This window comes from Pseudomonas sp. CGJS7, from assembly GCF_036961695.1.
Genome location: NZ_JBAMDI010000058.1, coordinates 25644 through 47643 on the forward strand (window position 1 = coordinate 25644; position 22000 = coordinate 47643).

20 protein-coding genes are annotated in these 22000 nt (G+C 67.6%); 9 read left to right on the top strand and 11 right to left on the bottom strand.

Going from position 1 to position 22000, the window contains the following annotated elements:
• Positions 1 to 38: 38 nt before the first annotated feature.
• The 3 genes from V7787_RS28945 (at position 39) to V7787_RS28955 (ending at position 3623) form a co-directional block, all read left to right on the top strand.
• Positions 39 to 1217 (top strand): COX15/CtaA family protein, encoded by a 1179-nt coding sequence (locus tag V7787_RS28945; protein WP_336090808.1) that lies wholly within the window; start codon positions 39 to 41, stop codon positions 1215 to 1217.
• Positions 1217 to 2149, top strand: coding sequence for a heme o synthase (locus tag V7787_RS28950; protein ID WP_336090809.1), 933 nt, complete (start codon positions 1217 to 1219; stop codon positions 2147 to 2149). The genes V7787_RS28945 and V7787_RS28950 overlap by 1 nt, the downstream gene beginning before the upstream one ends.
• A gap of 151 nt (positions 2150 to 2300) precedes the next feature.
• A complete protein-coding gene (locus V7787_RS28955; RefSeq protein ID WP_336090810.1) occupies positions 2301 to 3623 on the top strand; it encodes a Xaa-Pro dipeptidase in 1323 nt (440 codons plus the stop codon).
• Between the two features lie 13 nt (positions 3624 to 3636).
• On the opposite strand, the gene V7787_RS28960 is transcribed toward V7787_RS28955, so the two are convergent.
• The 4 genes from V7787_RS28960 to V7787_RS28975 form a co-directional block, all read right to left on the bottom strand.
• The gene (locus tag V7787_RS28960; protein ID WP_336090811.1) at positions 3637 to 4635 is read right to left on the bottom strand and encodes a bile acid:sodium symporter family protein; all 999 of its coding nucleotides are present in this window, start codon (positions 4633 to 4635) and stop codon (positions 3637 to 3639) included.
• A 378-nt stretch (positions 4636 to 5013) separates the two neighbouring features.
• Positions 5014 to 5388: a hypothetical protein gene (locus V7787_RS28965; RefSeq protein ID WP_336090812.1), complete on the bottom strand. Its 375-nt coding sequence runs from the start codon at positions 5386 to 5388 to the stop codon at positions 5014 to 5016.
• A gap of 53 nt (positions 5389 to 5441) precedes the next feature.
• On the bottom strand, positions 5442 to 6377 hold the full coding sequence (locus tag V7787_RS28970) for a DNA/RNA non-specific endonuclease (RefSeq protein WP_336090813.1): 936 nt from the start codon (positions 6375 to 6377) through the stop codon (positions 5442 to 5444).
• 159 nt (positions 6378 to 6536) lie between these two features.
• Positions 6537 to 8516: a S9 family peptidase gene (locus tag V7787_RS28975; RefSeq protein WP_336090815.1), complete on the bottom strand. Its 1980-nt coding sequence runs from the start codon at positions 8514 to 8516 to the stop codon at positions 6537 to 6539.
• A 243-nt stretch (positions 8517 to 8759) separates the two neighbouring features.
• Between V7787_RS28975 and V7787_RS28980 the strand changes: the two genes are divergently transcribed.
• Positions 8760 to 9893 (top strand): dipeptidase, encoded by a 1134-nt coding sequence (locus tag V7787_RS28980; RefSeq protein WP_336090816.1) that lies wholly within the window; start codon positions 8760 to 8762, stop codon positions 9891 to 9893.
• A gap of 45 nt (positions 9894 to 9938) precedes the next feature.
• Here V7787_RS28980 and V7787_RS28985 read toward each other — a convergent pair whose 3' ends face one another.
• From V7787_RS28985 to rpsU, 6 genes are all read right to left on the bottom strand, one after another.
• Positions 9939 to 11360 (bottom strand): hypothetical protein, encoded by a 1422-nt coding sequence (locus tag V7787_RS28985; RefSeq protein ID WP_336090818.1) that lies wholly within the window; start codon positions 11358 to 11360, stop codon positions 9939 to 9941.
• Between the two features lie 206 nt (positions 11361 to 11566).
• The gene (dnaG, locus tag V7787_RS28990) at positions 11567 to 13315 is read right to left on the bottom strand and encodes a DNA primase (protein ID WP_336090819.1); all 1749 of its coding nucleotides are present in this window, start codon (positions 13313 to 13315) and stop codon (positions 11567 to 11569) included.
• A 286-nt stretch (positions 13316 to 13601) separates the two neighbouring features.
• The gene (locus tag V7787_RS28995; RefSeq protein ID WP_336090821.1) at positions 13602 to 14591 is read right to left on the bottom strand and encodes a YihY/virulence factor BrkB family protein; all 990 of its coding nucleotides are present in this window, start codon (positions 14589 to 14591) and stop codon (positions 13602 to 13604) included.
• Between the two features lie 312 nt (positions 14592 to 14903).
• On the bottom strand, positions 14904 to 15242 hold the full coding sequence (locus V7787_RS53180) for an SEC-C metal-binding domain-containing protein (protein ID WP_442965337.1): 339 nt from the start codon (positions 15240 to 15242) through the stop codon (positions 14904 to 14906).
• A 117-nt stretch (positions 15243 to 15359) separates the two neighbouring features.
• Positions 15360 to 15806 (bottom strand): GatB/YqeY domain-containing protein, encoded by a 447-nt coding sequence (locus V7787_RS29000; RefSeq protein WP_336090823.1) that lies wholly within the window; start codon positions 15804 to 15806, stop codon positions 15360 to 15362.
• A 163-nt stretch (positions 15807 to 15969) separates the two neighbouring features.
• Positions 15970 to 16185 carry a 30S ribosomal protein S21 gene (gene rpsU / locus V7787_RS29005; protein ID WP_031371286.1) on the bottom strand — a complete coding sequence of 72 codons (216 nt, stop codon included), beginning with the start codon at positions 16183 to 16185 and terminating at the stop codon, positions 15970 to 15972.
• Between the two features lie 147 nt (positions 16186 to 16332).
• Between rpsU and tsaD the strand changes: the two genes are divergently transcribed.
• The 3 genes from tsaD (at position 16333) to V7787_RS29020 (ending at position 19043) form a co-directional block, all read left to right on the top strand.
• Positions 16333 to 17355, top strand: a complete 1023-nt coding sequence (gene tsaD, locus V7787_RS29010) for a tRNA (adenosine(37)-N6)-threonylcarbamoyltransferase complex transferase subunit TsaD (RefSeq protein WP_336090829.1) — start codon at positions 16333 to 16335, stop codon at positions 17353 to 17355.
• 108 nt (positions 17356 to 17463) lie between these two features.
• Positions 17464 to 17814, top strand: a complete 351-nt coding sequence (gene folB, locus V7787_RS29015; protein ID WP_336090830.1) for a dihydroneopterin aldolase — start codon at positions 17464 to 17466, stop codon at positions 17812 to 17814.
• 404 nt (positions 17815 to 18218) lie between these two features.
• The gene (locus V7787_RS29020) at positions 18219 to 19043 is read left to right on the top strand and encodes a DUF6159 family protein (RefSeq protein ID WP_336090831.1); all 825 of its coding nucleotides are present in this window, start codon (positions 18219 to 18221) and stop codon (positions 19041 to 19043) included.
• An 87-nt stretch (positions 19044 to 19130) separates the two neighbouring features.
• Here the strand turns inward: V7787_RS29020 and V7787_RS29025 are convergent, their stop codons facing one another.
• Positions 19131 to 20006 (bottom strand): hypothetical protein, encoded by an 876-nt coding sequence (locus V7787_RS29025; RefSeq protein WP_336090832.1) that lies wholly within the window; start codon positions 20004 to 20006, stop codon positions 19131 to 19133.
• 170 nt (positions 20007 to 20176) lie between these two features.
• On the opposite strand from V7787_RS29025, the gene V7787_RS29030 reads away from it, so the two are divergent.
• Both V7787_RS29030 and V7787_RS29035 read left to right on the top strand, forming a co-directional pair.
• Entirely contained in the window at positions 20177 to 21361 is a 1185-nt protein-coding gene (locus V7787_RS29030; RefSeq protein ID WP_336090833.1) for a class I SAM-dependent methyltransferase, read from the top strand.
• Positions 21358 to 21780: a hypothetical protein gene (locus V7787_RS29035; RefSeq protein ID WP_336090835.1), complete on the top strand. Its 423-nt coding sequence runs from the start codon at positions 21358 to 21360 to the stop codon at positions 21778 to 21780. Before V7787_RS29030 ends, V7787_RS29035 begins: the two co-directional genes overlap by 4 nt.
• Positions 21781 to 22000: the final 220 nt, after the last annotated feature.

The window sequence follows — 22000 nt, forward strand, 5'->3', positions numbered from 1 at the left end:
GACCGGGTCGCGAGCATCGAGCGGGAACGAGTTTTCGAATGAGCGTAAACAGCATCACCGGCCTGGGCGGTTCCGGTCCGGCCTTGACCAGCATGAACAAGCATTTCCACCGCATCGCCTGGCTGGCGGTGGCGCTGGCGTTGTGCGTGATCGTTTTCGGCGCGTTCGTGCGCCTGTCCAACGCCGGCCTGAGTTGCCCGGATTGGCCGACCTGCTACGGCCGCGCCGCGTGGCCGACCCACGCCGCCGACGCCGCCGACCACGTCGCCACCCAGATCCGTCCGGTCGAAGTGCACAAGGCCTGGCGCGAGCAGTTCCATCGCATGATCGCCGGCCTGCTCGGCGTGCTGGTGCTGACTCTGGCGCTGGTGTCGGCGCGCCGCCGCAACAAGGGCGTGTTGCAAGTGATCGCGGCGGCGGCGGTGATCGCCATCGCCATTGCGCTATACATGAAAGGCCAGCACGTGGCCGCGTCGGCGTTGGCGATCGTGGGCGAGGGCATCTTGCTGGCCGCGGCGCTGCGATGGAGCAACACCGATCTGTCGCGGGCGTCGTCGCTGACCTTGGCGGTGATCATCTTCCAGGCCCTGCTGGGCATGTGGACGGTGACCTGGCTGCTCAAGCCGATCGTGGTGATGGCGCATCTGCTCGGCGGCTTGCTGACCTTCTCGCTGTTGGTGTGGATCGCCTGGCGCGCGATCAATCAACCGATCCGGCTGGCCGACGCGACCGGCGTGCGCCGCCTGATCATGATCGGCATCGCCTTGCTCGGCGTGCAGATCGCTCTGGGCGGCTGGACCAGCGCCAATTACGCGGCGCTGGCCTGCGGCAATTTCTTCCCGACCTGCGTCGGCCAGTGGTGGCCGCGCCACGATTTCGCCGAAGCCTTCGTGCTGTGGCGCGGAATCGGCGTGGACTACGAGGGCGGCATCCTCGACGGCGAGGCGCGCATCGCCATCCAGCTTTCGCATCGGATCATGGCGGTGGTGGTGTTCTTCTACCTGCTCGGCCTGGCGGTGAAGTTGCTGCGCACCCCGGGCATGCGCGGCTGGGCCACGCTGCTGATCGCGCTGACCCTGCTGCAAGTCGCTCTGGGCATCGCCAACGTCAAGCTGGGCCTGCCGCTGGCGGTCGCGGTGGCGCACAACGGCGGCGCCGCGCTGCTGTTGTTCGTGTTGGTGTCCTTGCTCGCGCGCCTGCGCACGCCGGAGCCGTGATGAACGCCGCCAGCCGCCCCACCGCCAAGCAGTACTGGGATCTCACCAAGCCGCGCGTGGTCGCGCTGATCGTGTTCACCGCCATCGTCGGCATGTTCCTGGCGGTGCCGGGCTGGCCGCCGCTGAAGGAATCGGTGCTCGGCTTCCTCGGCATCTGGCTGGCCGCCTCGTCGGCCGCGGCGATCAATCAGCTGCTGGATTCGCGCATCGACGCGAAGATGGCGCGGACCTCGTGGCGGCCGATCGTGGCCGGGCAAGTCACCCCGACCCAGGCGCTGGTCTTCGCGCTGGTGTTGGCGGCGTTGTCGATGGCGATCCTGGTGCTGTGGGTCAACACCATCACCGCGGTGCTGACCTTCGCTTCGCTGATCGGTTACGCGGTGATCTACACCGTGTACCTCAAGCGCGCCACGCCGCAGAACATCGTCATCGGCGGCATCGCCGGCGCGGCGCCGCCGCTGCTGGGCTGGGCCGCGGTCACCGGCATGCAAGGTCCGTGGGATTGGGCGCATGCGCTGTTGCTGGTGCTGATCATCTTCGTGTGGACGCCGCCGCATTTCTGGGCCTTGGCGATCTTCCGCCGCGCCGACTACGCGCGGGCGATGGTGCCGATGCTGCCGGTCACCCACGGCGTGCAGTACACGCGCTGGCAGATCCTGTTCTACACCGTGCTGCTGGTGGCGGTGACCGTGCTGCCGTGGGCGGTGGGCATGAGCGGCTTGTTCTACCTCGGCGGGGCGATGGTGCTGGGCGCGATGTTCCTGTACTACGCCTGGAAGCTGATGGACCCGCCGGACGAGTTGTATGCGATGAAGGTGTTCAACTACTCCATCGTCTATCTGATGGCGCTGTTCGCGTTCCTGCTGATCGATCACTGGCTGTTGCCGGTGCTGCAGCCCGAAGCGAGCTTGCAGCTTCTGCCGGTCCGCTGACGCGGGCCACCTTCCCGCGCCGCGCCGGATCAAACTGAAAGTGCGCGCCGGCATCGGCTACCGAGCCGGTCGCCGCGGCGCTGCGTGCACTGGCGGAGCGCCGCCGTCGCATGCCTATACTCGCAGCACTTTTCGCTGGGGGGCGCAGGTCATGACGATGGGTGGGGCGGTGCAGCACAAGCGCGAATCGCGCAAGCCGGGCAAACGCGCGTGGTCGGCGCTGTTGTTGATCGCGGCGGCGTTGCCGGCCGCGGCGCAGACGCAGGGTACGTTGTTGGTCACCGCCGAACGGCTGTTCGACAGCCGCAGCGGACGCACGGTCGAGCGGCCGCAGGTGTTGATCCGCGATGGGCGGATCGCTGAAGTCGGCCGCATCGGCGACGCCGCGCCCGAGGGCGTCAAACGCCTGGATCTGCCCGGCATGACCTTGCTGCCGGGCCTGATCGACATGCACACCCACATCGACGCCGATCCGCAGTACGGCGGCTACACCTATCTGCAATTCGGCGACCGCTTCTGGTCGATGCTGTCGGTCAAGCACGCGCGCCAGACCCTGGACGCCGGCTTCACCACCATCCGCAACCTCGGCGCCGACGCCTGGAACGACATCGGCCTGCGTCAAGCCATCGACGAAGGCCAGATACCCGGCCCGCGCATCGTCGGCGCCGGTTACGGCTTCGGCGCGACCGGCGGCCATTGCGATTCGACCTTCTTCCCGCCGTCGATGGCGCAGCGCAATCCCTACAACGCCGACTCGCCCGAACAGGGCCGCCAGCGAGTGCGCGAGCTGCGCAAGTACGGCGCGACGGTGATCAAGATCTGCGCGACCGGCGGGGTGTTCTCGCGCAACACCGAACCCGGCCAGCAGCAGATGAGCCTGGAGGAGATGAAGGCGATCGCCGAGGAAGCGCACCAGTGGGGCCTGCGGGTGGCCGCGCACGCGCACGGCACCTCCGGGATCAAGGACGCGATCCGCGCCGGCATCGACACCATCGAGCACGCCAGCCTGATCGACGAAGAAGGCATCCGTCTGGCCAAGCAACACGGCACCTGGTTGTCGATGGACATCTACAACACCGACTACACCCAGGCCGAAGGCAAGAAAAACGGCGTGCTCGAAGACAACCTGCGCAAGGACCGCGAAGTCGCCGACATCCAGCGCGAAAACTTCCGCCGCGCGCATGCCGCCGGGGTCAAGCTGGTGTACGGCACCGACTCCGGGGTGTACCCGCACGGCCTCAACGGCCGCCAGTTCGCGGTGATGACCCGTTACGGCATGAGCGCGGCGCAGGCGATCCAGACCGCCACCTTCAACGCCGCCGACGCGCTGGGCCGCAAGGACCTCGGCATCGTCGAGGCGGGCCGCTGGGGCGATCTGATCGCGGTCGCGGGCGACCCGACCCAGGACGTGCGCTTGCTGGAATCGGTGCCGGTGGTGATCAAGGGCGGCGAGGTGGTCAAGGACGCGCGCTGAGCGCGTCCCGCCATCAATCCGCCGCTTCTTCCACCGCGGCTCGCATCGTCGCCTTGCGCGCATACCACTGCGCCAACTGCGCACAAACGATCAGCTGGATCTGATGGAAGATCATCACCGGCAACACGATCGCGCCGAGCGCGCCGCTGGCGAACAAAATCTTGGCCATCGGCACGCCGGTGGCCAGGCTCTTCTTCGAGCCGCAGAACACGATCGCGATTTCGTCCTCGCGCGAGAAACCCATCCGGCGCGCGGCGAAGGTGGTGGTCACCATCACCACCGCCAACAACAGCGCGCACACCCCGATCAGCACGTACAGCGCGATCAACGGCGTGCTCTGCCACAGCCCGCTGTTCATCGACGCCGAGAACGCGGTGTAGACCACCAACAACACCGTGCCCTGATCGGTGTAGCGCAGCACCGCGCGCTGGCGTTCGACCCAGCCGCCGATCCAGCGCCGCAGCAGATGCCCGGCCACGAACGGCACCAGCAACTGCAGCATGATCTTGCCGATCGCTTCGGTCGGATCGGCCATGCCGCCGTGCGCGCCGGCCAGCGCGCTCAGCAGCAAGGGCGTGAGGAACACGCCGAGCAGGCTCGACGCCGAAGCGCTGCACACCGCCGCGGGCACGTTGCCGCCGGCCATCGAGGTGAAGGCGATCGACGACTGCACGGTCGAGGGCAGGGTGCACAGGAACAGCAGGCCCAGGTACAACTCCGGCGTCAGCAGATGCCCGGACAACGGCTTGAGCGCCAGGCCCAGCAGCGGAAACAGGATGAAAGTGCTGGCGAAGATCACCAGGTGCAAGCGCCAGTGCAGCATCCCGGCGAGCACCGCTTCGCGCGACAGGCGCGCGCCGTGCAGGAAGAACAGCGCGGCGATGGCCAGGTCGGTGAAATCGTCCATCCACTGCGCTGGCAGGCCGTGCAGCGGGAATTTCCAGGCCAGCGCGACCGTGGCCAGCAGGGCCAGGGTGAAGGTGTCCACGCGCAGTCGCTTGAGCCAGGACATCGGTTGCCGCCTTGCCGAGAGGGAAGGGCGCTGAGCCGATGCGGTCGTCCTTAAGCGTGCGGCGTAGCGGGCCTGAGCCTAATTCTGGCCGGGGTTGGGTGTGGGGTCTATGTCGGGACGTGGCGGGCGGGGTTCAGGTGCGGGCGGTGGGGGGGCGCTGCTGGATTGATTGCGTAGGAGCAACAGCAAAATGGATTCCGGCTTTCGCCGGAATGACGGACTGGTGGATCGGCATGACCTCGCCGACTCCTCACTATCCCGTCATTCCGGCGAAAGCCGGAATCCATTTTGCTTTTGCTGTTGCTGTTGCCGTGGCGCGCTACCGAGAGAGCCGAAACGACGCAAAGCACCTGCGCACGTCCCGGCCCAAACCGCGACTCAAACCGGCCGCACCCGCTCGGCGATCTCCGCCGCGCTGTCGGGCGTGACATACCACTTGCCCGGTTCCTCGTACTCGAAGTCGATCGCCACCTCGGCCGCTTCGCGGTTGATCCGCACGATGCACACCCGCCACGGCGCCTTGTCCTTGGTCTGGGTGACCCGGCGCAGCTCTTCCAGGCGGTTTTCGATGTCCACCCCGGACGGCGTCAGCGCCTCGCCCGGCTGGCCTTTGTCGTAACGGAAGCCGTTGAGCCGGCTGATGCCTTCGCCGTACCAGGCGATCAACGAGTAGCCATCCCACGGGCGCTCGCTGGCCTTGGGATCGACCACGATCAAACGCGCGATTTCGCCGAGCAATTCGTCTCTGTTCATGTCCTGCCTTGTGGCCGTGTCGGTTGCCAACGTATCGATCCGCGCCGCGCCGATCAGGCGCTGGCGGCGATCATCTGGTCCATCTGCGGGGCGTCGACCCGGTCGTAATGCTGGCCGGCGCGGTTGTCGAAGCTCACGCGCTGATCGTAAACCCTGCCGCCGTCGCTCGGGTCGATGACCTCATAGGAAATGCGAACCCGGTCCGGTCGGTCGACGTTGCGCGGGGTCAGATCGATCTGGATCCGCACGTCCATGCCCTTGTCGACCCATGCCGCCCACTCGTTCTCCAGGGTCTTGTAGGCGCCCATGTTGAAGTTGCCGTTCTGCGGGAACAGGTTCTTCAGGCCCTGGTCGGTGACGAAGCGATGGCCGAACACGTGGCCGCCCTGGTCGCCGTCGACGCCGCGGTCGGCGGCGGCGCGCTGGGCGTCGGTTTCCGCGTCGCTGCGCTCGATCTTGCTGAACACGGTGCGCAGGGTGGCCTCGGCATGCACCGGACGGCCTTGCGCGTCGACGGTCCAGGTGGCGTCGTTGATCTCGCCGCTGTCGGGGTTGGTCACCACCGCGGAGATCTCGTGATTCGCGCCGGTGGACGCGCGGTTCAGGCCCAACGCGTCCTTGAGCGTGTCGATGAAGCTGTCGGCATCGCCACCCTCGCGCGGCAACGCGGCGTAGGCTTCGCGCACCTCGGCGCTGGCGCCGCGCTCGACCGCGGCGGCGATGGTGTCCCGGCCGAACGCGGTTTCCAGCTTGCGCAACTGGCCGGCGTCCAGGCGCCCGGCCAGATCGTTGGCCAGGGTTTGCCGCTCGGCCAGCGGCAGTGCATCGACCTGTTCGCGCAACACGGCCAGTTGCGGCGGCGCGAGCGCATCGACCTGGGCCCGCGCCTGCTCCGGCGCGGCCTGGGCCAGCGTTTCGGGCGTCGGCTGAACCGGCTCCAGCGGCGGCGGCAGGCGCAGGGCGGGGCCGGAGGAGATCGGGTCGGTCATGTCGGTGCCTGATCGGTACTTATCAGGCGCTCAAATTATCGACAAAGTGCGCCGCCACCCAGTGGGGAAAACCCCAGGAATCCGTGACGGTTCAATGACTTCGTACGATTCGGGCGGCGCCGCGCGGCCTTCGCGCGCGGCGCCGTATCGGTGCGGCCCTCAGCCGCCGATCAAATGCCGCTGCCAGAACTCCATCATCGCCGCGCCGAAGTAATCGGTATTGGCCTTCTTCTGAAAGCCGTGGCCCTCATCGTCGAACATCAGGAACCACACCGGCTGGCCGTTGCCGCGCACCGCTTTGACGATCTGCTCGGCCTCGGTATAGGGCACGCGCGGATCGTTCTTGCCCTGCGCCACGAACAAGGGCGAGGCGATCTTGCCGGCGTTCTTCAGCGGCGAGATGCGGTCGAACACCGCCTTCATTTCCGCAATGCGTTCGTCGCCGTATTCGGCGCGGCGCAGATCGCGGCGGTAGCTTTCGGTGTTCTTGAGGAAGGTGCTGAAATCGGAAATGCCGACCACGTCGACGCCGGCGCGGATGCGGTCGCTGTAATGGGTCAGCGAGGCCAGCACCATGTAACCGCCGTAACTGCCGCCGTACACGCCCACGCGCTTGGCGTCGAGCTCGGGTTGCTGGGCGATCCAGTCGAGCAGCGCGCCGATGTCCTTGACCGAGTCTTCGCGCTTTTCCGCATTGTCCAGGCCCAGGTAAGTGCGGCCGTAACCGGAGGAGCCGCGCACGTTCGGCACCAGCATCGCCACGCCGAGCTCGTTGGCCAGGAACTGCGCGTTGGCGCTGAAGGTCGGTTGCGATTGCGCTTCCGGGCCGCCGTGGATCTGGATCACCACCGGGACTTTCTTGCCGGCCGGCAAATTGGCGGGCTTGTAGTAGAACGCCGGGATGGTGCGCGGCTTTCCGTCTACTTGGTCGAAGGTCGGATAACGGATCAGGCTCGGCGCGACGAACTTCGCCGAATCCAGGCCGCCGACTTCGCTGCGGGTCCAGCGCTCCAGACGCGCGCCGGCCAGATCGATCACGTACACGTCGCTGGGCGAGGTCGCGGTGTTGATCGCCAGCGCGATGCGCTTGCCGTCGGGCGAGAACCCGGCGCGGCCGATCACGCCGATGGGCAAGGCGGGCAGGCGCACCGGCTTGTGGCCGGGCAGCGACAGCACATGCAGTTTGCCGATGCCGTCCTCGTTGCTGACGAACAACAGATGCTTGCCGTCGTCCGACAGCGCCAGCTGATCCACGTCCCACGGAATGTCCGCGCTGAGCACCTCGAACTTGCCGCTGGCCGGTTCGTGCCGGCGTAGCGTGCGGAACTCCTGCGGCTTGCCGTCGACCGGCTCGTCGGAAACGAAATACACCGCGCGGCCGTCGCGGGAGAAACGGAAATCGCTGATCGCGGCCTTGCCGCCGTCGACCGGGAACAAGGTCAGCTTGCCGCTGCCCAGATCGACCAGACCCGGATACGACTCGCTGGCCGACACGTACTTGATCACCAGCAATTGCTTGCCGTCGGGCGAGAAATCCTGCGCGCTCCAGTTGCCGCCCTCGGTCACCACCGCGCGCGCCTTGCCGGCGGCGAAGTCCATCGCCCACACGTCGGTGTCCTTGCCGTTGCGCACGGTGCTGCTGTACGCGAACTGCTTGCCGTCGCGCGAGAACAGCGGGTCTTCGTTGCGCGCCTTGCCGTCGGTGAGCAGGCGGGTCTGGCGGCTGGCCAGATCGAAGTAATACAACTGCCAGAACTCGTTGCCGCCGACGTCCTTGCCGAACACGAAGCCGTTGTCGGGCGCGGGCGCGGCGGTGAGCGAGTTGATCGGTTCTGCGTGGAAGGTCAGTTGCTCGCGCATGCCCAGCGGCTGGCAGACCCGATGGGCCTGGCTGGTTTCGGCGAAGCGGGTGCCGATCAGCAGACAGCCGTCCTGGGTCCAGCCGTTGAAGCTGGCGCCGCGGGTGTTCTGGTAGCGATTGAGCCGCTCGCTCAGTTCGGCCGGAATCGCCGGAACGTTTTCGCTGGTGCGATTGCCCTGGACCACGCGCTCGTTCGGCGCGGCCGCGCGCTGGGCGTGGGCGGTGCTCAAGCAGGCGCAGGCCAGCGCGGTGACGGTCAGGATCTGGCGCAACGGCATCGGCGTTCTCCCGGTAATGCGGACGGTGCGAGGGCCGCGTCCGGGCCGGAGCGCGGACGCATGGACCATGAGCTTAACGCCGCGCGGGCGTCCGGCGATCTCCCCCGAAAGTCACGGCCGCGCGCGGCCGCTGGCGGGCTTAGAGTGCGTTGATTGCAATCAGTGCGCGGGCTTTCGCGGTCGCGCTACGCAGCGACGTCGCGCAGTCGCGCCGCGACGAAATCCACACGGGAGAGGGGTTCGATGCTCGATCGCAGAACGTTCTTGATTCAAGGCGCGTTGGCCGGTGCCGGCGCGCTCGCCGGCGGCTGGGCCGGACCGCTGCGCGCGGCCGCGGCGCCGGGCTGGGCGCCGTACGCCGAGGCGATGGTGATCGACGGTTGCGGCTTCGTCGGCGACGCGGATTCCCAGCCCGGCGAAGCCTTGTCGTCCAAGCTGGTCGAACAAGTGCGGGCCAGCGGCTTGCGGGTGCTGCAGACCACCGTCGGCCCGGTCGCGCAGTACGAGGATGCGTTCGAGGCGGCGGTGCGCGATATCGCCTACTGGGAAAACGAAATCGTCCGTCATCCGGACGTATTTGCCCAGGTCCGCACCGGCGCCGATCTGGAGCGGGCGCGGCGCGAGAAGAAGACCGGCGTGGTCTATCAGTTCCAGGACAGCGCGCCGATCGGCGAGAAGCTCGAACGCATCGACGACTTCTATCGTCTGGGCCTGCGCACGGTGCAGCTGACCTACAACGTGCGCAACCTGGCCGGCGACGGCTGCATGGAGGCCGGCGACGCGGGCCTGAGCAAGTTCGGCCACAGCCTGATCGAGCGCTTGAACGAGCGGCGGATTCTGCTGGACCTGGCCCACAGCGGCCGCCGCACCGCGACCGAGGCGATCGCCGCGTCGAAGGCGCCGATGCTGATCAGCCACACCGGTTGCGCGGCGCTGGTCGACCGGCCGCGCAACAAGACCGATGCGGAACTGCGTGCGGTCGCCGAGCGCGGCGGCGTGGTCGGGATCTATCTGATGCCGTTCCTGCGCGAAAGCGGCCAGCCGATGGCGGCCGACGTCATCCGCCATATCGAACACGCATTGAAGGTTTGCGGCGAGGACCATGTCGGCATCGGCACCGACAACATCGTCTCGCCGGTCGCGTTGACCGAGAAGTACAAGCGCCAGCACGCCGAATCGATCCGCGAACGCCGCAAACTCGGCATCTCCGCGCCGGGCGAAAGCGAAACCGTGTATTTGTTCATCCCCGATCTCAACACGCCGCGGCGGTTCGAAACCCTCGCCGGGTTGTTGTCGCAGCGCGGGCACAGCGACGGGGTGATCGGCAAGGTGCTGGGCGGGAATTTCGCTCGGGTGATGGGCGAGGTTTGGGGGTGAGCGAACCACGCGCGCGGCGGTTCGCCGCGCGCGTCCAGTCGGGCATCAGCGATTGGCATTGACGACCCGGCTGGCGGTGGCGTCGTAGTCGTTCTCGGCCGGGCCCTGGTAGAGATGGCCGGTCTCCGGGTCGCGCGGGAACGCCAGTTCGCGCAAGGCCTTGGTGGCGTCCTTGCCCTCGTTGGCCACCGACTCGACGACGCTGTCTGCCGAATAGGCGAACACTCCGTTCGCGCTGGCGGCGATCGCGCCGGCGACCGGATTGGCCGCGCCGGCGGCGCCGGCCACGGTGCCGAAAATATTCTTGAGCAGATCGCCGCTGGCCTTGGCGCCGTCGGCTTCGGCCTGCATGCCGACTTGCACCGTGCCGATGAAATAGCCCAGCGTCTGCGCATTGGGGTGATAGATTTCTTTCTGGCCTTGCATGCCCACTTGCTTGCCGAACGCGAAGCGGAAGATCGGGTCTTCGTCGCGACCCTGGCCCTTGTGCAGATCGATGATGATCTCGCGCAGATCCTGGCCGCGCCCCTGCGCCACCATCTCGCTGGTGTAGGGAATCATGCCGCCGCCGTCGCGATCCAGATTGCTTTCCAGTTCGTACAGCACGCCGTTGGTGTCGCTGCGCAGCAGTCGGGTCATGCCATCGGCGACGGCGCGCAAATCCTGGTCCTTGTCGAGGTAGGTACTGGTCGGGGCGAGGTCGGCGCGCATTTGCTTGAGTTGCGTGGATGCGGCCAGAAAGACCTTGGCCTTGATCGACGGGTCGCCGGATCGGGCCGCATTGTCGAGAATCTGCACCATCAGCGTCGGGTCGTGGTCCACGCTGTGGCTGGTATCGATTTCGTCGCTGCCGATGGCGCGGTTCGCGGTCAGCGTGCTGCTGCCCGCGGCGGCGGTCTTGATCACCGCATCCAACTGGGCCGGCGTCAAACTCTTGATCGCTTCGTTGAAAGCGCTCGGCGGCAACGACGCCAGCACCTCGCCGACGGCGCGGGCTTCGGGATCTTCGACGGTCAGTTTGGCGGTGCGGGCATGGGTGTCGGTGTGCACGCGCTCGCCTTCGGTGGTGCGCGGCGCCATAGCCTTGACGTACTCCACCGCGGTAGCGCCATCGGCATGCGATGCCACCGACTTGCCCAGGGCGATAACGTCGTCGGGACTCAAATGGGTGGAGAAATCCGCCAATTGCGCGCCGCTGAGTTTTCCCGCCAGCAGGTTGAACAGATCGGTCTTCTCGCCCGCCGACAAACCGCCGGTGCCGAACCAGCCGCCGCTGTTCATTTCCTCGACCCATTTGTCGAGTTTGCCGTCGGCTTTGAGTTGGTCGTAGACCTGGCGCGCGTCCTGGCCCGACAGCTCGCCGAACACGCGGTTGATGTCGCGCAGTTCGGCGTGGGTGACGTCGTCGAGAAAACCGCTGTCGTCGAGTTTGCTCTGGATGGTTCGGGTGGCTTCCTTTACGTCCATGCGGGCGCTCCTCATCGGATCGGTCCGCGGCGCCGATCGCCGCAGCACCTGGCAGGAAGGGCACGCTAGAGGGCCGGGCGCGGACTATCTGCGACCGCGCGCGAAGCTTGGCGCGGTCGCGCTCGATTGCCGGAAGCGGGCGAAGATTTTCCAGTCAGCCGGGACAAGTTTCGCGACCGACGATGCGCATCGCGCGCACCGCGATCTCAGCCCGGCCCGCGCGGCGTGGCCAGCCGCGCCTGCAGCAGCGCCAGCAGTTCGCGTTTTCCGGCGTCATCCAGGCCGACTTCGCGCTGCTGCGCCTGCAGTTCCTCCAGGCGTTGCACCGTGGTCTGCTTTTCCAGTTGGCCGATCGCGTCGAGGAATTCGCGCTGCAGCGTTTCCTCGCCGCCGGGCAAGGTCTGGCTGGCGAGTTTTTGCAGCGCGCCGGATTGCTCGTGCGCGGCGAAATGCTCCAGCAGCGCGCCGGTACTGATTTCCGGGCGCTGTTGCACCACCTCGACGATTTCCACCAGCAACTCGATGCCGGGCTGGCGCAGCGCGGCGAAGCGGTAGGGCGGTTCCAGCGCGGCGGCCAGCGAAGGCTTTTGCAGCAGCACGCCGATCGCGCTGCGCACCAGCGAGCGCTTGGGCGTGGGCGCCGGGCGCGAGCCCGAATGCGCGCGCTGGGTGGGCACGTGGGTGTCCGGCGAGGACGCGCGCGCGCCGACGCCGGTCAATTCGGTCAGGCGCTGCTTCATCAAATCGCCGAAGGCGCCGTCGGGAATCTGCGCGAGCAGCGGCTTGGCGCGTTCGGCCAGGCGGCCCTTGCCTTCGAGCGTGTTCAAGTTGACGTCGGCGGCGAGCGAGTCGAACAGGAATTGCGAGAGCGGGGTCGCATCGCGCAGACGCCGGTCGAAACCTTCCGCGCCTTCCTGGCGCACCAGCGAATCGGGATCCTCGCCGTCGGGCAAGAACAGGAAGAACGCCTGGCGCCCGTCCTTCATCCGCGGCAGCACCGACTCCACCGCCTTCCACGCCGCGCCGCGTCCGGCGCGGTCGCCGTCGAAGCAGAAGTAGACGTCGGCGGCGTTGCGGAACAGCAGCTCGGCGTGATCGGGCGTGGTCGCGGTGCCGAGGGTGGCCACCGCGGTGTCGACGCCGTGCTGGAACAGCGCGACCACGTCCATGTAGCCCTCGACCACGATCAGCTTGGGGATCTTGTTGTGGGTCTGGCGCACCTGCCACAGGCCGTACAACTCGCGGCCCTTGTGGAACAGCGGGGTTTCCGGCGAGTTGAGGTATTTCGGCCCGTCTTCCTTGTCGAGCACGCGGCCGCCGAAGGCGATCACCCGGCCGCGGCGGTCGTGGATCGGGAACATCACCCGGTCGCGGAACTTGTCGTAGACGCGGCCGCTGTCGTTCTTGGAAAACAGGCCGGCGCGGTCGAGCAGTTTCATCCGCCGATCGTCGGTCGCGAGCGCATCGCGCAGGCCGTTGAAGCCGTCGGGCGCATAGCCGATGCCGAAGCGGTCGCGGATCTCGTTGCTGACCCCGCGGCTGTCCAGATAACCCTGAACCTTGCCGCTGGCGGCGTATTGCTTGAGGAAGAAGCGCTGCGCGGCTTCGACCGCGGTGTACAGATCGGCGGTGTCGGAATTCTCGTTGCGCGCGCGGGTGTCGCGCGGGACTTCCACGCCGACGCGTTTGGCCAGTTCGTCGACCGCATCGAGGAATTCGAGGCGGTCGTAATTCATCAGGAAGCTGATCGCGGTGCCGTGCGCGCCGCAGCCGAAGCAGTGATAGAACTGCTTGGTCGGCGAGACCGTGAACGAGGGCGAGCGTTCGTCGTGGAACGGGCAGCGCGCCGAGTATTCCTTGCCCTGGCGTTTCAACGGCACGCGGGCGCCGATCACCTCGACGATGTCGGTGCGGGCGAGGAGGTCGTCGATGAAGCCGTCGGGGATGCGGGCCATGCCGGGGGCCGCCTGGGAGGGCGGCGGATGCTCGTTGCGGATCGGCGACTAGGATGCCATGGGGCGGGGTGGATGGGCGGGTGGGGTGATGAAGCCGCGGCCAGGGCAAAGCAAAGCAAAAGCAAATCCCCCCTGGCCCCCCTTTTTCAAAGGGGGGAAGCGGTAGGTGGGGGCGTTGTGGCGTGAGCGCACGCAAGTCGGTGCCCCCTTTGCAAAAGGGGGCTGCGCCCGGCGTCCGTTGGGTTTCCCGCATAACCGCAGCGCGGGGGATTTGCCCCAGCCGAGGTTACTGCTGCAACCCCGCCGCCACCCGCTCCTCGCTCAACCGCCGCCGCACCCGCGCATGCTCATCGAGCATCGCGGTAATCAGCGCGCCAAGCAGAAACACCACCGCGCAGTAGTACATCCACACCAACATGATCACCAACCCGCCGGCCGGCCCATACGCCGTACCCAAACTGGCCTGCCCCAGATACAGCCCGATCGCGCTGCGCCCGAGCATGAACAAACCGGAGGTCAACGCGCCGCCGAACAGGGCGCGGCCGCGGCTGACCGGGCGGTCCGGCAGCCAGCGATACATCGCCGCGAACACCAGCGCATACAACACGAACGAAGCCACCGCGGCGAACACCGGCAGCAGATCGGGCACGTAGGCGATCAGCAATTGCAGCGCCGCCTGCACCGCCATCGACACCACCAGCAGGAAGCCCACGCTGATCACCATGCCGAACGACAGCAGGCGCTTGCGCAGCCACGCCATCAACCCGCCCAGACGCTTGGCGTCGCTGCGGAACACCCGGTTCAACGCGGCCTGCAACTGGCCGAACACGGCCGAGGCGCCGACCAACAGCGCGACGGTGCCCAGCAGCGCGGCGAACGAACCGGTGCCCGGGCGGTTTTCGGCATTGGCCACGATCAGCCGCGCGGTGCTTTCAACCTGGGTGCCGGCCAGCAGCCCGATCTGGCGGAAGAATTCTTCTTGCGCCGACGGATACAGCGCGGTGGTCAGCCACAGCACCATCAGGATCAGCGGCGCCAGCGAGAGCAGGGTGTAGAACGACAGCGCCGCGGCCAGCGCCAGGATGTCGTAGTCGATAAAGCGCTGCGCGAACTTGCCCGGCCAGCTTTGCTCCAGGCGGGCCTGCAGCGCCTGCACCCGCTCCAGCGCGTCTTGGGCGAATTCGCCGGCGGCGGAGACCGGGGCGCGGCCCGGGCGCTCGCTGGGCGCGTCGTGGCTGGGAGGCGGCGTGAGCGGGCGTTCGTCTTGGGCGGGCATGCGGCGGAGACTGGCGGCGGGTGCGGCGTCGCTGTTCAGTATCCGGGAAGCGGGTTAGCGATGCGTGGGCGCGGTGTGCAGATTGGGGGCGCGGTTCAGTGGCGGAGCGGGTCAGTGGGAGGCGCGTCGTGGTCGCGCTTTCGCGGTCGCGGCTTGCGCCGCTCCTACAGGACTGCTGCATTGCCGCGCTTGCTCCCTGTAGGAACGGCGCAAGCCGCGACCGCGAAACCAAAACGTCCGCGCAACGGGCGTTGCGCGGCCGTGGTTTGCGCCATCCTCAGGCTGCGATCGCGCGAGCTTGCGTGGATTCACTCACGGAAGTAATCGTCGCGCTCGGAGCCTTCGAACAAGCCGGCGCGCAGGCAACAGTTCCTTGAACCTCCGGGTGGAACCGCAGGGGCAGGGATCGTTGCGGCCGAGCTTTTCGACCAGTTCCTTGTCGCCGTGGACCCAGCGGCGGCCACGGCGGACCTGGGTTTCGGAGGGATAGCCCTTGCGGCGTTTGCGGGTGAGTTCGAGCGCGGGCGCGGCTTGGAACGGCGCGGCGTCGAAATCCGCGGCATCGGCCGTTTCGGTGACGGCTGGGAATCCAGCGACTGCGGTGGCGGTCAGCGGATCAGCGAGCGGCCTGAAAGCAGGCGGCGTGGGGATTGCGGCGTTTCATGGAGCACCTCCGGGTGTGCGGCCCTTGCGGGCGGTGAGCCCGACGCCGCGCGGCGGCGTCGGGAAAATCGGGCCCGCCGCGTCCGGCGGCGGGCCGGGCGGGGTTCAGCCCGCCAGACGCTTCTTGGTCAGGGTCGACACCAGGCCCATGTCGGCCTTGCCGCCGAGCTTGGCCTTGAGCGGGCCCATCAGCTTGCCCAGATCGGCCGGGCCGGTGGCGCCGACTTCGGCGATGGTCTGCTCGAGCACGGCCAGGATCTCGGCCTCGCCCATCTTGGCCGGGATGTAGCGCTCGATCACCACGATCTCGTCGCGTTCGATCTGGGCCAGATCCTCGCGCGCGGCGGTTTCGTACTGGGCGACCGAGTCGCGGCGCTGCTTGACCATCTTGTCGAGGATCGCGATCACGGCGGTGTCGTCGAGTTCGATGCGCTCGTCGACTTCCTTCTGCTTGAGCGCGGCGTTGATCAGGCGGATCACGCCCAGGCTCTGCTTGTCGCCGCTCTTCATCGCGGCCTTCATGTCTTCGGTGAGGCGTTGCTTGAGGCTCATGGTCGGACCTTTGCGTGGATCGGTGAATCGAAGGTGGAGGCGCGCCGGGACGGCGCATTCGCAAAACGCAAACGCAAAAAGCCGGCAGCGCCCGAGGCGCAGCCGGCTTGATGGTCGCTTCGCGCAAGCCGGCGGTTAGGCCTGGCCGACGCGAAACGCGCGATCAGTACAGGCGCTGACGCTTGGTGACGTCGCGCGAGGCGCGGCGCGCCTGACGCTTCACCGCAGCGGCGGCCTTGCGCTTGCGTTCCTGCGTCGGCTTTTCATAGAACTCGCGCTTGCGGGTTTCGGCCAGAACACCGGCCTTTTCGCAGGTGCGCTTGAAACGGCGCAGGGCAAATTCGAAAGGCTCGTTTTCGCGGACTTTGACGCTGGGCATACGTAATCTCGTTAACGGGGACCGGCCCGGGCAGACCGGGAGAGCCGCGCATTATAGCGATGCTTGGGCGGAAGGTGCAACATACACCCCCATGAACGCGACATTCTTCCAGAAACCGGCCGCGAATGCAGCCCGACAGGCCCGCCGATGAAGGTTCTGGGCATCGAGACCAGCTGCGATGAGACCGGCGTGGCGGTGTACGACACCGACACCGGCCTGCGCGCCCATGGCCTGTACAGCCAGATCGCCCTGCACGCCGAGTACGGCGGGGTGGTGCCCGAGCTGGCCAGCCGCGATCACGTGCGCAAGCTGCTGCCGCTGATCCGCCAGACCCTGGCCGACGCCGGCCTGCGCGCCGACGACCTCGACGGGGTGGCCTATACCGCCGGGCCCGGCCTGGTCGGGGCGCTGTTGGTCGGCGCCGGGGTCGCGCGCGCGCTGGCCTGGGCGCTGGAGCTGCCGGCGATCGGCGTGCACCACATGGAAGGCCACCTGCTGGCGCCGCTGATGGAGGACGACCCGCTGGGCCGGCCCGAGCCGCCGTTCGTGGCCTTGCTGGTGTCCGGCGGGCACACCCAACTGGTCGCGGTCGACCGGATCGGCCAATACCGGCTGCTCGGCGAGACCCTCGACGACGCCGCCGGCGAAGCCTTCGACAAGACCGCCAAGCTGATGGGCCTGCCGTACCCGGGCGGCCCGCAATTGGCGGCGCAGGCCGAGCTCGGCGTGCCCGGACGGTTCAAGTTCGCCCGGCCGATGACCGACCGGCCGGGCCTGGATTTCAGCTTCAGCGGGCTCAAGACCCAGGTGTTGCTGGCCTGGCAGAACAGCGACAAGACCGAGCAGACCCGCGCCGACATCGCCCGCGCGTTCGAGGACGCAGTGGTCGACACCTTGGCGATCAAGTGCGAACGCGCGCTGGATGCGGCCGGCTGCAAGACCCTGGTGGTCGCCGGCGGCGTCGGCGCCAACAAGCGCTTGCGCGCCAAGCTCGCGGCGATGACCGAAAAGCGCGGCGGCCGGGTCGCGTTCCCGCGGCCGATGTTCTGCACCGACAACGGCGCGATGATCGCCTACGCCGGTGCGTTGCGGCTGCTGGCCGGGCAGCGCGCGGATGCGTCGGTGAAAGTGACGCCGCGTTGGGATATGGCGTTGTTGGAAGCGGTTTGACCGGCGCCAGAGCGATGACGCGTCGCTGATGCACCGGTAGCATGCGCACTCACAAGCCGCGCCTGCGCCGCTTGATTCCATCCCCCAATCCCGAATCCCGGCTCGCACATGGATCACGTCTTCATCGAAGGTCTCGAACTGGAAGCCGTCATCGGCATCTACGACTGGGAGCGCAAGATTCGCCAGCCGCTGGTGTTCGATCTGGAGATGGCGTTCGACAACCGCGTGCCCGCGGCCAGCGACGCCATCGGCGACACCCTGGATTACGCGGCGGTGTGCGAACGCATCGGCCAGTTCGTCGCGCAGTCCGAGTTCGGGCTGGTGGAGACCTTGGCCGAGCGGGTCGCGGCGATCGTGCTCGATGAGTTCAAGGTCAGCCGGGTGCGGTTGAAGTTGAGCAAGCCTGCGGCGATTCGCAATGCGCGGGCGGTGGGCGTTTCGATCGAACGCAGCCGCTGAGGCGGCGCCCTCACCCCAACCCTCTCAGCCTTGCACACCCTTCGGGCGCCGCAAGCGGGAGAGGGAGACAAGCGCGCCGGACATAGCGAATCTTTCCCGAAGAGCCCTTCTCCCGCGTGCGGGAGAAGGTGCCCGCAGGGCGGATGAGGGCGCTCTCCGCCGCGTGGCCCTCACCCCAACCCTCTCAGCCTTGCACACCCTTCGGGCGCCGCAAGCGGGAGAGGGAGACAAGCGCGCCGGACATAGCGAATCTCTCCCGAAGAGTCCTTCTCCCGCGTGCGGGAGAAGGTGCCCGAAGGGCGGATGAGGGCGCTCTTAGCCGCGAGTCCTTCGCCCACCACCCACTTGCGCATTCCCCCCGCAGCACAGACGATGCCCCGATCCACGTCCTGGGGGAGCAGGCGATGTTCGAGAAAATCACCCGCAGCTGGGAGCTGGCCAAGGCCAGCGCCTCGGTGCTCAATTCCGACCGCGAACTGCTGGTGTTCCCGGTGGTATCGGCGATCTGCGTGCTGGTGGTGCTGGCCACCTTCCTGATCCCGGCGATCGCCTTCGATCTGTTCGCCGGCGGCTACAGCGTGGGGTCGCTGTTGTTCGCCTTCGCGTTCTATTTCTGCCAGTACTTCGCCATCGTCTTCTGCAACTGCGCCCTGGTCAGCGCGGCGATGATCCGGCTGGAAGGCGGCAATCCCAGCGTCGCCGACGGCTTCAACGCCGCGCGCGCGCGGGTCGGTGCGATCGCCGGGTACGCGGCCATCGCCGCCACCGTCGGCATGATCCTCAACGCGCTCAAGGGCCGCGACAACAACTTCATCGTGCGCATGATCGGCGGCGCGCTCGGCGCGGCCTGGACCATGGCGACGTTCCTGGTGGTGCCGGTGCTGGTGGCCGAGGACGTCGGCCCGGCCGATGCGATCAAGCGCAGCGTGGCGATGTTCAAGCGCACCTGGGGCGAGAGCGCGGCCGGCATGATCGGTATCGGCCTGGCCTGCTTCGTGGCGATGCTGGCGTTGGCCGCGGCGGGGTTCGGCCTGGCCTTCTTGCTCGGGTTCGTGTCCTCGGCGCTGGCGGTGCTGATCGGCGCGGCGACCGTGCTCGCGCTGCTGGCGCTGGCGGTGTATCAGAGCGCGCTCGGCGGGGTGTATTCGGCCGCGTTGTATCGCTATGCGGTCGACGGCGAAGTGCCGCGCGGCTTCGAAGGGCTGTCGCTGGAAGCGCCGCGGCGCTGATTCGCGCGCAGACGGCGCTCGAACGAAGGCCGCCCGAGGGCGGCCTTCGTCGTTTGCGATCTCGCGCATTCGATACGCGTACGCGGCTCAGCTGCCCGAACCACGCCGCCCCGCGCTCGTTTCCGCGAGCTGCGCATCGTCCTCGCTGCCGAAGCCGACTGCGATCAGATCCTGCTCGCCGGGCGAATCGGGGTGGAACCAGACATGCGCGCCATCGCCGACGCGCGGTAGTGCCAGCGGATCGAACAACTCGGTCTTGGTGACCCAGCGCTCGGTGCCGACGTGGTCGACGAACTTCACCACCAAGCGGATCCGCGGCTGGTTGTAGATCTCCACGCCGGTGCTGTGCAGTTCGGTGATCGTGCCGGCCACGCGGATGCCCTGGCTGAGTACGCGCTGGATGCGCTGCTCGCGCAAACGCTGCTTGCGGTAAGCGCGCACCGCGCCGACCGTCAGCGCCGCCGCGATCGCCAGCAACAGCAGTGGCGCCCAGTACTGCGAGGTCCAGCCGATCCAGGTCGCGGCGTCCCAGGGCTGCGCGTTCGCGCCGGGCAGGTCGCTGAAGCCGACCCGTTGCGGCGGCGGCCAGCGGTCGCTGGCGCCGCGCCAGAAGCCCAGCGCGATCGCGCCGAGATTGATCGCGAACGTGGCGCGCGTGCCGGCGGCCATCCCGTAGACCCGGTCCAGGACGGCGGTGATCAACAGGCTGAGGATTCCGCCGCCGATTCCGCCGACCATCAGCATCCAGAACAGCGGCGAGGTTTCGCCGGGCGCCTGCGCGGCGGAGCGCGAATAGGCCGAGCTCAGCCCGGCGGCCATCGTATCGGCGATGCCGTAGCCCAGCATCGCCCACAGGCCGGCATACACCGCGATGAAGCTCCACAGCCGCAGGTGCGCCACCCGCGTCGGGCCGGATTGCAGTTGTTGCCGGCGCCGCGCAACGGCGGGATCGACGGTGCTCATGGCGACGGTTCCGTGTCGGCGCGGGATCGCGCGCGGCCATCTTGCACGGGAATAGTGAAAATAAAGCGGGCGGCGGGCCGAGGCGCGGGCAAATACCCGGTTTTTAGTACCAAAGCGCTAGCCTGCTTTATCCTGACCTCCCCACCGCAGCATCCGCGCAAGCCTTGTCCGTGAAATCCTTCGATCTGCCGCCTCCCGACGCCGACGCGCTGGCCCACAGCGAACGCCTGACCCAGCTGATCCGCGCGCAGATCGACGCCCACGGCGGCGCGATCCCGTTCTCGCGCTACATGGAGCTGGCGCTGTACGCGCCGGGCCTGGGCTATTACAGCGCCGGCGCGAGCAAGTTCGGCGCCAGCGGCGATTTCGTCACCGCGCCCGAGCTCGGCCCGATCTTCGCCGCCTGCGTGGCCGAATCGGTGGCGCCGGTGTTGCGGCAGATCGGGCCGCAGGCGCGGTTTCTCGAACTGGGCGGCGGCACCGGCGCGTTCGCCGAGGTCGCGCTCAAGCGCTTGATGGAACTGGACGCGCTGCCGGACCGCTACGCGATCCTGGAGCCCAGCGCCGAGCTGCGCCACCGCCAGCGCGAGCGTTTGCGCGAACGTCTGGTGCCGCCGTTGTTCGAACTGCTGGAGTGGCCCGACGGCCCGTTCGGCGACGAGTGGGAAGGCGTGCTGTTCGCCAACGAGGTGATCGACGCGCTGCCCACGCCGCGTTTCGAAATCCGCGATGAGGAAATCTTCGAAGAGCACATCGTGCTCGATGGCGAGGGCTTCGCCCGGCAGTGGCGGCCGGCCGACGATTTCCTCGCCAACGCGGTGCGCCATGCCGAACGCCGGCTGGAGCGTCCGTTCGCTGAGGGTTATCGCTCCGAACTGTTGCCGCAGTTGCCGTACTGGATTCAAGCGGTGTCCGGCGGCCTGCGTCGCGGCGCGATGTTGTTCGTCGATTACGGCTACGCCCGCGCCGAGTACTACGCGCCCGAACGCAGCGACGGCACCTTGCGCGCGTTCTACCGCCATCGCGTGCACGGCGAGCCCTTGCTGTGGCCGGGCTTGCAGGATCTGACCGCGTCGGTGGATTTCACCGCCTTGGCCGAGGCCGGCGTGGCGGCGGGATTCGATCTGGCCGGTTACTGCTCGCAGGCCAGCTTCCTGCTCGGCAACGGTCTGGCCGGCGTATTGCAGCGGATCGAAGGCTTGAAGGACGAAGTGGACAAGCAGCGGCGGCTGACCGAGGTCAAGAAGCTGACCCTGCCCAGCGAAATGGGCGAGCGCTTTCAGGTGATGGGATTGGAGAAGGACGTCGAGTTCGGCGTGGCTTTTCTGGCCGGCGATCTGAGCCACCGTCTGTGAGCGGCGCGCCGTCGCGCGCGTGGTTGCGCGAGTTCGAGCGCCCGTGGCTGTGGTGCGCGCTGTGGCTGGCGATGATTGGCGCAGTGATCGCGACTTGCCTGCTGCCGGCGCGCGATCTGCCGCCGACGCCGTTCTCGCACTTCGACAAGATCGAGCACTTCGGCGCGTATCTGGCGATGTCGAGCTACGCCGGCATGTTGTTCGCGCGGCTGCGGCCGCAGGCGCTCGCGGTGGCCGGGCTGATCGCGATGGGCATCGGCCTGGAATACGCGCAGGCCACGATGACCGATTCGCGCAGCGGCGATGCGGTCGATGCGCTCGCCAACAGCCTGGGCGCACTGTGCGGTTTGTGGGTGGCGCGCACGCCGGTGGCGTTGTGGCTGCAGCGGGTGGATCGGCGGATTTCGCGCAAATACTGAACCGATCGGGCCGCGGCCTGAGAAATCCGGCTGCATGGGCGATGCAGCCGGCATGAACTTTCTACTTACCGAGTGCGTAACCGACGAACGGACGGCGCGGGCCGGTTTGGACGGCGGGCCTTGTATTCACGGGCTTTGCGAAAACAGCCGCTTCGCCAATATCGGAAATCTGTCACAAAGCCAAAGTCGGCACAGTCACGCGGCGTATTGCGAAAAAGTT